This is a genomic window from Mucilaginibacter sp. (genome assembly GCF_028287845.1).
Lineage (GTDB): Bacteria > Bacteroidota > Bacteroidia > Sphingobacteriales > Sphingobacteriaceae > Mucilaginibacter.
Window position 1 is genome coordinate 25862 of sequence record NZ_JAQBOW010000105.1, and the last position, 9693, is coordinate 35554.

10 protein-coding genes are annotated in these 9693 nt (G+C 42.1%); 6 read left to right on the forward strand and 4 right to left on the reverse strand.

Going from position 1 to position 9693, the window contains the following annotated elements; translation table 11 throughout:
• Positions 1-79: 79 nt before the first annotated feature.
• Positions 80-799, reverse strand: a complete 720-nt coding sequence (locus tag JWP71_RS10575; RefSeq protein ID WP_299499513.1) for a hypothetical protein — start codon at positions 797-799, stop codon at positions 80-82.
• Positions 800-998: 199 nt separating this feature from the next.
• On the opposite strand from JWP71_RS10575, the gene JWP71_RS10580 reads away from it, so the two are divergent.
• From JWP71_RS10580 to JWP71_RS10595, 4 genes are all read left to right on the forward strand, one after another.
• On the forward strand, positions 999-1784 hold the full coding sequence (locus JWP71_RS10580; RefSeq protein ID WP_299499515.1) for a succinate dehydrogenase cytochrome b subunit: 786 nt from the start codon (positions 999-1001) through the stop codon (positions 1782-1784).
• Positions 1785-1858: 74 nt separating this feature from the next.
• A complete protein-coding gene (locus JWP71_RS10585) occupies positions 1859-3793 on the forward strand; it encodes a fumarate reductase/succinate dehydrogenase flavoprotein subunit (protein WP_299499517.1) in 1935 nt (644 codons plus the stop codon).
• Positions 3793-4371, forward strand: coding sequence for a hypothetical protein (locus JWP71_RS10590; RefSeq protein ID WP_299499519.1), 579 nt, complete (start codon positions 3793-3795; stop codon positions 4369-4371). The genes JWP71_RS10585 and JWP71_RS10590 overlap by 1 nt, the downstream gene beginning before the upstream one ends.
• Position 4372: 1 nt before the next feature.
• Positions 4373-5164: a succinate dehydrogenase/fumarate reductase iron-sulfur subunit gene (locus tag JWP71_RS10595; protein WP_299499522.1), complete on the forward strand. Its 792-nt coding sequence runs from the start codon at positions 4373-4375 to the stop codon at positions 5162-5164.
• Positions 5165-5333: 169 nt separating this feature from the next.
• Here the strand turns inward: JWP71_RS10595 and JWP71_RS10600 are convergent, their stop codons facing one another.
• The 3 genes from JWP71_RS10600 to JWP71_RS10610 form a co-directional block, all read right to left on the reverse strand.
• Positions 5334-6824 carry a gliding motility-associated C-terminal domain-containing protein gene (locus tag JWP71_RS10600; protein ID WP_299499524.1) on the reverse strand — a complete coding sequence of 497 codons (1491 nt, stop codon included), beginning with the start codon at positions 6822-6824 and terminating at the stop codon, positions 5334-5336.
• A gap of 86 nt (positions 6825-6910) precedes the next feature.
• The gene (locus JWP71_RS10605) at positions 6911-7120 is read right to left on the reverse strand and encodes a hypothetical protein (protein WP_299499526.1); all 210 of its coding nucleotides are present in this window, start codon (positions 7118-7120) and stop codon (positions 6911-6913) included.
• A gap of 196 nt (positions 7121-7316) precedes the next feature.
• Positions 7317-7832, reverse strand: coding sequence for an OmpA family protein (locus JWP71_RS10610; RefSeq protein ID WP_299499528.1), 516 nt, complete (start codon positions 7830-7832; stop codon positions 7317-7319).
• Between the two features lie 348 nt (positions 7833-8180).
• On the opposite strand from JWP71_RS10610, the gene JWP71_RS10615 reads away from it, so the two are divergent.
• Together JWP71_RS10615 and JWP71_RS10620 are read left to right on the forward strand one after the other, a co-directional pair.
• Positions 8181-8384 (forward strand): hypothetical protein, encoded by a 204-nt coding sequence (locus tag JWP71_RS10615; RefSeq protein WP_299499530.1) that lies wholly within the window; start codon positions 8181-8183, stop codon positions 8382-8384.
• Positions 8385-8655: 271 nt separating this feature from the next.
• The gene (locus JWP71_RS10620; protein ID WP_366143531.1) at positions 8656-9525 is read left to right on the forward strand and encodes a TRAM domain-containing protein; all 870 of its coding nucleotides are present in this window, start codon (positions 8656-8658) and stop codon (positions 9523-9525) included.
• The last annotated feature ends 168 nt before the right edge of the window (positions 9526-9693 follow it).

Sequence of the window (9693 nt, forward strand, 5' to 3'; positions counted from 1 at the left end):
TAGGTAATTAGTTACTACTAATGTAATACTACTACGGGTATCCGCAAAAAATAAATCAGCTAAAAACAGACTAAAAAATTTACTTATTTGTTAGGTTATTTGCGCTTTCCAATAAACCCCTTACTGCCTTTCCTTCGGGGCTCTCTTTAGTTGCCTGACTTAATTTTTGAAAAATCCTATAGTAACCATCCGGATCGCTCATGTAGGCATTATTTAATACAATAATACGCAGCGTAATACTATTATCAGGATATTTATCTACAAATGCCGAAAGCACAATTGTTGCTAGTTTTAGCTGCTGCTGCTCTGCTTCCTGGTATTTGTTAACCAGGTTGTTATAAGCGTCTGCGGGTAGTGTTTTGCTTTTAGGGTCTTTTAATCGTGCATTTAAATCGGCTGCTTTTTTATTTAGCTCCTCTTTTGTCTTATCAAATAAATGATAGTAAGCCGTTAACTCGTTTTGTTTTTTTACGGTAGATTGAATATCAGGGTACTTATAGGGTTTTTCCCTGTCAAATGTAACGGTATATTTTCCTGGCTGCAGATAAACATCAAACGCCAGCATACCCAGTTTATCGTTATTTACCGACATATAACCATATGTGCCGTTGTTATATTCACCGCTTACCTCAAATGCTCCGGATTTAATAGCGGTCTTACAGATTGTCGAATCGCTTAGATTTTTAATTATAAACTCGCCATCAGTAATGCCCGGTGTTGTTCCGGTAAATTCAATAGTTGTTTTTTGGGTACAGCCTGCAGCCAGTATAGCCAGGCATAAAGCAAAGAAATACTTCATAAAATAAGGTGCAATTAATCGGTTCGAAGATAATAGAGCAATCGGCATATTAACAAATATTAACAATATTTCGGTTAAAAGTGACTCTGTTTTTAGATTGTTTCTAAATAACTGTTTGCCGCCTAAATCACCAAAGGCGTTTATATCTTTTTGGTATTTAATAAATACTTTTGCGTAAATATATATTTACAATAAAATAATGAGCGAAATTAAACAAACCTTTAACTCATCGCTGGGCAAAAAGCTAATTATGGCTTTAACAGGCTTGTTTTTGTGCACTTTTATTATAGTGCACCTGGGCGGCAACCTGTTCCTGTTTAAAAATGACCAGGGTTATGGGTTTAATGTGTATGCCAACTTTTTAACACACTTCCCGCCTATAGAGGTGGTAGCCTACCTGCTGTACCTGGCTATTTTGGTACATGCGCTTTATGCGTTGATATTGACAATCAATAACCGCAGATCGCGCCCGGTGGCTTATGCGGCACAACCTAAATCGCCGGCATCATGGTCGTCAAAAAACATGGGACTGTTAGGTTCTATCCTGTTCCTGTTCCTGGTGATACACATGGGCGATTTTTGGTACAAATACAAATTTACCGATACGGTAGGTTTTAAAGAGTACCGCACCAACGTGCTAACCAATGAGCGTACCGTAACTGACTTTACACCTGCCGATCCAACTTTCGAGCATTCATCAACAACAGAAAATGATGTAGAGATTGTTCGTGTTAAAGATCTGCATACTAAAGTGGCAACCAGTTTTAGTAATATATGGTACGTTATCATCTATGTAATTGCAATGGGCGCATTATCGTTCCATTTGCTGCATGGTTTCCAGAGCGCGTTCCAAACCCTGGGATGGACACATAGGAAATACAGCCCGGTAGTGAAGTTTATTGGCAAATGGTTCTTCGCGGTAATTATACCGTTAGGGTTTGCCTTAATGCCGATAGTTTATTTTATACAAAGCATTTCAAAATGATTTGCGAGTTACGATTTTAGATTTACGAATCGTTAAATCTAAAATCGTAACTCGCAACTCGTAAATATAAAGACATGAGTTTAGAAGCTAAAATTCCACCCGGCCCGTTAGCCGAAAAATGGAGCAAGCATAAATTTAACTTAAAGCTGGTTAACCCCGCTAATAAGCGTAAATACGATGTAATAGTTGTAGGTACCGGTTTAGCTGGCGCGTCAGCAGCAGCATCGCTGGCCGAGTTGGGTTATAATGTAAAAGCGTTTTGTTTCCAGGATAGCCCTCGCCGCGCGCACTCTATTGCTGCGCAGGGAGGTATAAATGCTGCCAAAAATTATCAGAACGATGGCGATAGCGTATACCGTTTGTTTTACGATACCATTAAGGGTGGCGATTACCGTGCCCGCGAAGGAAACGTTTACCGCCTGGCAGAAGTATCTGTAAACATTATAGATCAATGTGTAGCCCAGGGCGTACCATTTGCCCGCGAGTATGGCGGCTTGCTTGATAACCGGTCATTCGGTGGTTCGCAGGTATCGCGTACGTTTTACGCGAGGGGACAAACAGGACAACAATTATTATTAGGTGCATACTCGGCATTGAACCGCCAGATACATAAGGGTAAGGTAAAAATGTATACCCGTACCGAAATGCTTGACGTAGTAACTATAGACGGCCACGCAAAAGGTATCATCACCCGTAACTTAACAAACGGCCAGATCGAAACGCATACAGGTCATGCGGTACTATTATGCACAGGTGGTTATGGTAACGTGTTCTACCTTTCTACCAATGCCGCCGGATCAAACGTTACGGCAGCATGGCGTGCGCATAAACGTGGCGCTTTCTTTGCCAATCCTTGCTATACACAAATACACCCAACCTGTATCCCGGTTACCGGCGATCATCAGAGTAAGCTCACGCTGATGTCTGAATCGTTGCGTAACGACGGACGTGTTTGGGCACCAAAAACTGTGGAGATAGCCGAAAAACTCCGCAAAAAAGAAATCACTGCCGCCCAGGTTAAAGAGGACGACCGCGATTACTTCTTAGAAAGAAAATACCCATCATTTGGTAACCTGGTGCCGCGCGACGTAGCATCGCGTAACGCTAAAGAAATGGTTGATGATGGACGTGGTGTAGGCGGATCGGGCTTTGCAGTTTTCCTTGACTTTGCTGACGCGATCAATCGTTTGGGCCAGGAAGCGGTTGCTGCCAAATATGGTAACCTGTTTGATATGTACTATCAAATTACCGACGAGGACCCTTACAAGCAACCAATGCGTATTTACCCTGCCGTGCATTATACCATGGGCGGCCTTTGGGTTGATTATAATTTAAGCACCAACGTACCGGGCCTTTATGCTTTGGGCGAGTGTAACTTTAGCGACCACGGCGCAAATCGCTTAGGTGCCTCGGCCCTGATGCAGGGATTAGCCGATGGTTATTTTGTTATACCATATACACTGGGCGATTATTTGGCTACCATTGGCCCTAAACCGGTTGATGCCAGCCATCCTGCCTTTGCCAAGACAAAACAAGATGTGCTTGATCGTATTAACAGCTTGTTAGCTTTAAACGGCACCAAAACGGTTAACGAATACCACCGCGATTTGGGCCACATTATGTGGGAGTATTGCGGCATGGCGCGTACAGAAGAGGGCCTGGCCAAAGCTAAAGAATTAATACAGGCACTGCGTGCCGATTTCTGGAAAAACGCCAAAGTGGTTGGCGCTAATGACGAAGTAAACGCGGCCCTTGAAAAAGCCGGCCGTGTAGCCGATTTCCTTGAGCTAGGCGAACTAATGGTTGACGACGCTAAAATGCGTAAAGAATCATGTGGCGGTCACTTCAGGTTAGAATCGCAAACTGAAGAAGGTGAAGCGTTGCGTGATGATGATAACTTCGCGTTTGTTGGTGCCTGGGAATATAAAGGCGACAATCAGCCGGAAATACTGAATAAAGAAATACTGGACTTTGAATTTGTTCACCTTACACAGCGTAGTTATAAATAATGCTTAACGACGCCGCGTTGATAAAGCTGTTAAAGCAAGCGTATTCGGCCGAAAAGGCTGCAGCATTTGCTTACCAGGGACATGCAGAGGCGGTAAGGGACGGTGAGGAAAAAAAGGCTATCAAACAAATTGAGATAGACGAATGGAACCACCGCGAAGAAGTATTAAAGTTAATGGCGATTTATCTCGTACCGGTTTCAAAATGGTTAGAGGTAAAGAACTATATAATTGGCAAAACCATAAGTGCAAGCTGCTATTTAATTGGTTGGTTTATGCCATTTTACTTTGCCGGAAATTTAGAGAGCGGCAATGTATGCGAATATGTGCGGATGAAAAGGCTTTTTAATGCGCTGGATATTACCGAGCATGACGAAGTTTTGTACGAAATGAGCTTAAAGGAAAAAGAGCATGAAGTATATTTTTATCAGCAGATAAAAGATAATAAAATGCTTCCCTTTTTTGAAAAGGTATTTGCATGGGGTGAGCATAAACGAAAAAATGATATTGACCTTGAAGCAGGTTTTGTTTTTGAAAACACAAATACATACTGCGAAGGTTTTGGAGAAAAACGAAAATAACATGAGCGGAACAATGAACTTGACACTAAAAGTGTGGAGACAGAAAGATGCCAATTCGAGCGGCAAAATGGTGACTTACAAGGCCGAAAACATTTCGCCGGATATGTCATTTTTAGAAATGCTGGATGTGGTGAACGAAAGCCTGATCCTGAAGAACGACGAGCCGATACATTTTGATCATGATTGCCGCGAAGGTATTTGCGGTATGTGTTCGCTATATATTAATGGCCGTCCGCACGGACCGAAACGCGCCATAACTACCTGCCAGCTGCACATGCGCAGCTTTCATGATGGTGAAACCATTACCATAGAGCCATGGCGCGCGGCAGCGTTCCCGGTTATAAAGGATCTGGCGGTAGATCGTTCTGCTTTTGATCGTATACAACAGGCAGGCGGTTATGTATCGGTAAATACCGGCGGCGTGCCTGATGCTAACGAGCTGCTGATCCCTAAGGTAATTGCTGATGAGGCCTTCAACTCGGCCACCTGCATTGGTTGCGGCGCTTGTGTGGCGGCCTGTAAAAATGCTTCGGCTATGCTTTTTGTATCGGCCAAGGTATCGCAAATGGCAATGTTACCGCAAGGTCAGCCCGAACGCTGGAGCCGTGTGCAAAGCATGGTGGCCCAAATGGACGAAGAAGGTTTTGGTAGCTGTACCAATACCGGCGCCTGCGAAGCAGAATGCCCTAAAGAAATTTCGCTTACCAATATCAGCCGCATGAATAATGACTATCTCAGCGCCAAACTTTTCCGCGAAGAAAAAGTGCATGACCATAGCGGTGGCGGCGAATAACGATAATTAAAACTCACAACAATTGAAAAGGCCCGGGATTGATTCTCGGGCCTTTTGTTTTTACTGTAGTTGCAAACTGTAGGCATAGTGGTATAGTAGTGATCGAAGATGCTGCCATAAAAAGCAGGGGTTTTAATGTGGTTGCAAACTACATCAGATGTAACAATGGTTATCTTATAATGGTTAAAGAGCCAGTTATCGGCTTGCTGTCATCTTTCAAATCAATGACGTAATAATATGTTCCTACCGGCACGTTCGATTGTTTATATTTACCATCCCAGGCAATTGAATATCCTGAAGAAAAGAATATCGACTTGCCATATCTATTAAAAATGTCGACTGTACACTTTGGATAATTCTCTATGTTTTTAATGTTCCAGGTATCGTTTATCCCATCTCCATTAGGCGTAAAGGTGTTATTAACAATAATTTTTGTTGGTGTTGTGCCTGTATTAGTAGTTGCTGTGCCGGGGTTCACGATTATATTGAAAGTAACCGGTGCACAACCTGTACCACTTTTAGAAATTACGGCACCCCTTGGAAAATAGCCTACTGGAATATTAGTTAAAAGAGTATTGCTGCTTGTGTTAATAACAGATACAAGATTCGACCTGTAATTAATAACGTACAGGCTGCCGTCGTCAGCGCTTAAAACCAGGTTTTGCGGCTGAATATAAACCGAAATATTGGTAACGATAGTATTTGTTGCTGTGTTAACTACCGATACTGTATTTGAATTTGCATTGGTAACATATACATATAAGCCATTTGAAGTTATAGCTATATGATAGGGAGCAAAACCTGTATTTATAGTAGTGATCACAGAGTTTGTTGCTGCATTTACGACTACAAGCATTCCGGCCCCAACGTACACTGTTCTGCCATCCGGACTAACCGTAACGCCATAGGATGCCCCTATTGTTCCAAGTGAGATCACAGATGTGCTATGGGTTGTTGTATTAACAACAGCGAGTTTGCTGACAGATGTACTTCCTATATAGATTTTATTGCCATCAGGGCTAATAGCTATCGCTCCAAGGCGGCCGAATGACGGCAACGAGATTAGGCCTGTTACTGTTTTTGTAGCGGTATTAATTATTGAAACGGTGTTATCTCCTGAATTTACCACATAAACCGTGGTTCCATCAGGGCTGACTACTAAGTCCACAGGTTGATATCCTACAGTTATGGTTTTTTCTATAGCGTTTGTTGTAGTGTTTAAAACTGATACCATATTTGCGTCAGGATTTGATATGTACAACCAGGCACCACCAGGGGTAACAGACACCTCAAAAGGATTTGACCCGACAGGCAAAGTGTTAGTGAGAGTATTTGTTCTGACATCTATTAATGAAATGGTTCCATCGCCACTATTTGCAATATAAGCAGTTCCCCCGGTTACGGGGGTGGCGGTAATGGTTGCTGTAACAGGAACAGTACCTGTGTTGATAGCCGTGAATGAAGGAATATTTCCTTCGCCTTTTGATGGCAAGCCGATTGAAGGATTGCTATTGGTCCAAAAATAAGCACAGCCGGTGCCGGGGAAATTGATAACGGTTGTATTGTCGCCGTTTGATATGGTTTGACCGGTTTGCGCCTTTGTTACACTGATAGTAAAAAAGAAATAAAAAAAAGTAAAAATAAATAAACGTCTTTTCACTATTCTGTTTTTGAGTGATTTCTTAGCTTTTGTTAATATACATCGTCATGTGTGCCAATATATAGTAGCATTATGTCAGATTTCAATTAAAGAGAATTTAATTTATTAATTGCTTCGTGAGCAGTAAGCGGGGATGTTTTGCCTAAATGACATTCCTTTAAACTTTGTTTAGCAGATTTAGCCATTTCATTTCTGCGGGCCTCTATTTGCCGTTTTTGCAATATTTCCAACAACATCTCCCTCGAAGTAAAGTCAAGCTGCATAATTTCTTCTAAAGTTGAATCTATCGTTACCATATCCTTATTGTTGATACACAAAAATACACAATGGTTCACAAAAATTCATACGTATTGAAACCATGTTATTCCGCGAAGAAAAAGTACATGACCATAGCGGCGGCGGCGAATAACGATAATTAACTCACAACAATTGAAAAGGCCCGGGATTGATTCTCGGGCCTTTTGTTTTTACTGTAGTTGCGGGCGAAACGTTTTAATTTTGCGTCTTGATCTCTACCCGGCGATTTAATATTTTACCCTCTTCGGTATTATTATCGGCCACAGGGTTACTTGTGCCATAACCTTTTACCTCAATGCCGGTTGTGTTAACGCCCGCGTTAAGCAGATAGGATTTAACCGAATTCGCTCTATCTGTAGATAAGGCCAAATTTTGTTCATTTGTTCCTTCGATTGAGGCATAGCCATTTAGAAAATATTTAGCAGATGGGTGTAATTTCATTTCTGAAGCCACCGCATCCAACAAACTGTACGATTCGGTTTTTAAAATACTCGAATTAAAATCAAATTGAATTTTAACAGTATTTACATCCAATTCCGGCTTTTTTTCCTCAACTACAGCGGGTTTAGGTTGCTCAACCGGAGCCAGTGTTACAGGCGTTTCTACAGGAGGCGCAGATTTTTGAACTAACTTTTTTGCTTTACATGCTTGTAAGGTAACCAATGCTGATAAAATGATGGCCGGAACAATAAGGGATTTTGTCAATTTCATGATGATTTTTTTAATTAAAAACTTTACAAATGCTAATTTGTCATAGGCGCTGAAAAGTAAGCGGGACCTGACACTTTTGATGGGATAGAGGTTTGTGCTAATTTTATAGTTTTCTTAATCATTGATGCCGAACAACCGATAGCAAAAACGTATAAAATTATTTATAAAACGTGAATACTTTACTTAACGTGTTTAGCGGTTAGATTTTGAGGAAATAAATTTTAAAAAGGCTTTTCCGGGGATTCGTGGGTCTTTTGTTTTTTACTGTAGTTGCAAACTACAGTGCGAGAAACACGGTTGCAACTATAACACGCAAAGCTTATATTTAATGCTCCTATAATTTAAAGCATGGCGCGTACAGGTTATATTATTCACAATCAACAAGCAATTTACTACATGACCTTTACGGGGGTAGGCTGGATAGAAGTATTGTCAAGACAAACCTATCGCGACGTGGTAATTGATTCGTTTAAATACTGCCAGAAAAACAAGGACTGCCGTTGTTTCATCTTGTTTCACCACACTCAAATTGGTCAATTGGTATTTAATTGAATATAAGCCAATTAACTCAAAATCATGCGTAAAAATCCTGACGAATAAGTTGTTACATTTTGTTACATCACTTTTTTGTAGTTTATTTATTATCAATAGGTTAAGTCGAAATCTTGTTACACTTGTTACATTTTGTTTCACTAATTGTGTAACAAAATGTAACTTTTTTTAACGCGATAACGGTTACCATCCCGGCAGGATAATGGCGTCATCGGCACATTTGCACACCTGCTTATTTGCACATTAAAAAATACCCTTACCTTTGCCCGTAATGAGCAGAGGAGCAAAGAACCAGGTTTTTGAAAACGTTACCATTATTGATATTGCCGAAGAGGGCAAAGGGGTAGGCAAGGCAGATGATTTTGTGCTGTTTGTTGAAAAAGCCGTACCCGGCGATGTGGTTGATGTGCAGGTGTATCGCAGTAAAAAGAACTTCGGCGAGGCTAAGATCATCGGTCTTAAACAACCCAGCGAATACCGTGTAGAGCCTTTCTGCGAACATTTTGGCACCTGCGGCGGCTGCAAATGGCAGCACATGACGTATGATGCGCAATTGCAATTCAAACAAAAATCAGTAAGCGACGCGCTGAGTCGCCTGGCTAAGATTGAGGTGGGCGGTATGCTGCCCATAATACCCTCGCCCGCCGACAGGTACTATCGCAATAAGCTGGAATTTACGTTCAGCAACAAGCGCTGGCTGTATGATGGCGAGAGCCGCGAGGATGAAATGCTGAACATGAACGCGCTGGGCTTTCATATCCCCGGCAGGTTTGATAAGATATTGGACGTGCGCCACTGCTACCTGCAAGCCGACCCAAGTAACGATATCCGCAACCGTATTGATGAATTTGCCAAGCAAAACGGCTATACCTATTATGATCTGCGCAGCCATACCGGCGCGCTGCGTAACCTGGTTATCCGCACCAGCACCACCGGAGAGCTGATGGTGATTGTCGTGTTCGCCTATCCAACCGAGGAGGAAGTGAACAAGCTGATGAGCTTCGTGGAAGCGGAGTTCGCGGAGATAACCTCCCTACTCTATATCCTTAACGAAAAAAAGAACGATACCATTTTTGATCAGGACGTGGTAGCCTGGAAAGGTCCGGAATATATACATGAGGTGATGCTGGGTATTAAGTGACTCATCGGCCCTAAATCATTTTACCAAACCAACCGCGTGCAGGCCCTGCGCCTCTACGAAATAACCCTCGACTTCGCCGAATTTAAAGTCGACGAATTGGTGTATGATCTGTACACCGGCTCGGGCACCATTGCCAACTTTATAGCCGGCCATGTGCGCGAGGTGTTG

Excerpts from the sequence above, each read along its gene's own strand:
- JWP71_RS10575 (WP_299499513.1), bottom strand. The coding sequence starts at position 799 with ATGAAGTATTTCTTTGCTTTATGCCTGGCTATACTGGCTGCAGGCTGT.
- JWP71_RS10580 (WP_299499515.1), top strand. The coding sequence starts at position 999 with ATGAGCGAAATTAAACAAACCTTTAACTCATCGCTGGGCAAAAAGCTA.
- JWP71_RS10585 (WP_299499517.1), top strand. The coding sequence starts at position 1,859 with ATGAGTTTAGAAGCTAAAATTCCACCCGGCCCGTTAGCCGAAAAATGG.
- JWP71_RS10590 (WP_299499519.1), top strand. The coding sequence starts at position 3,793 with ATGCTTAACGACGCCGCGTTGATAAAGCTGTTAAAGCAAGCGTATTCG.
- JWP71_RS10595 (WP_299499522.1), top strand. The coding sequence starts at position 4,373 with ATGAGCGGAACAATGAACTTGACACTAAAAGTGTGGAGACAGAAAGAT.
- JWP71_RS10605 (WP_299499526.1), bottom strand. The coding sequence starts at position 7,120 with ATGGTAACGATAGATTCAACTTTAGAAGAAATTATGCAGCTTGACTTT.
- JWP71_RS10610 (WP_299499528.1), bottom strand. The coding sequence starts at position 7,832 with ATGAAATTGACAAAATCCCTTATTGTTCCGGCCATCATTTTATCAGCA.
- JWP71_RS10615 (WP_299499530.1), top strand. The coding sequence starts at position 8,181 with ATGGCGCGTACAGGTTATATTATTCACAATCAACAAGCAATTTACTAC.
- JWP71_RS10620 (WP_366143531.1), top strand. The coding sequence starts at position 8,656 with ATGAGCAGAGGAGCAAAGAACCAGGTTTTTGAAAACGTTACCATTATT.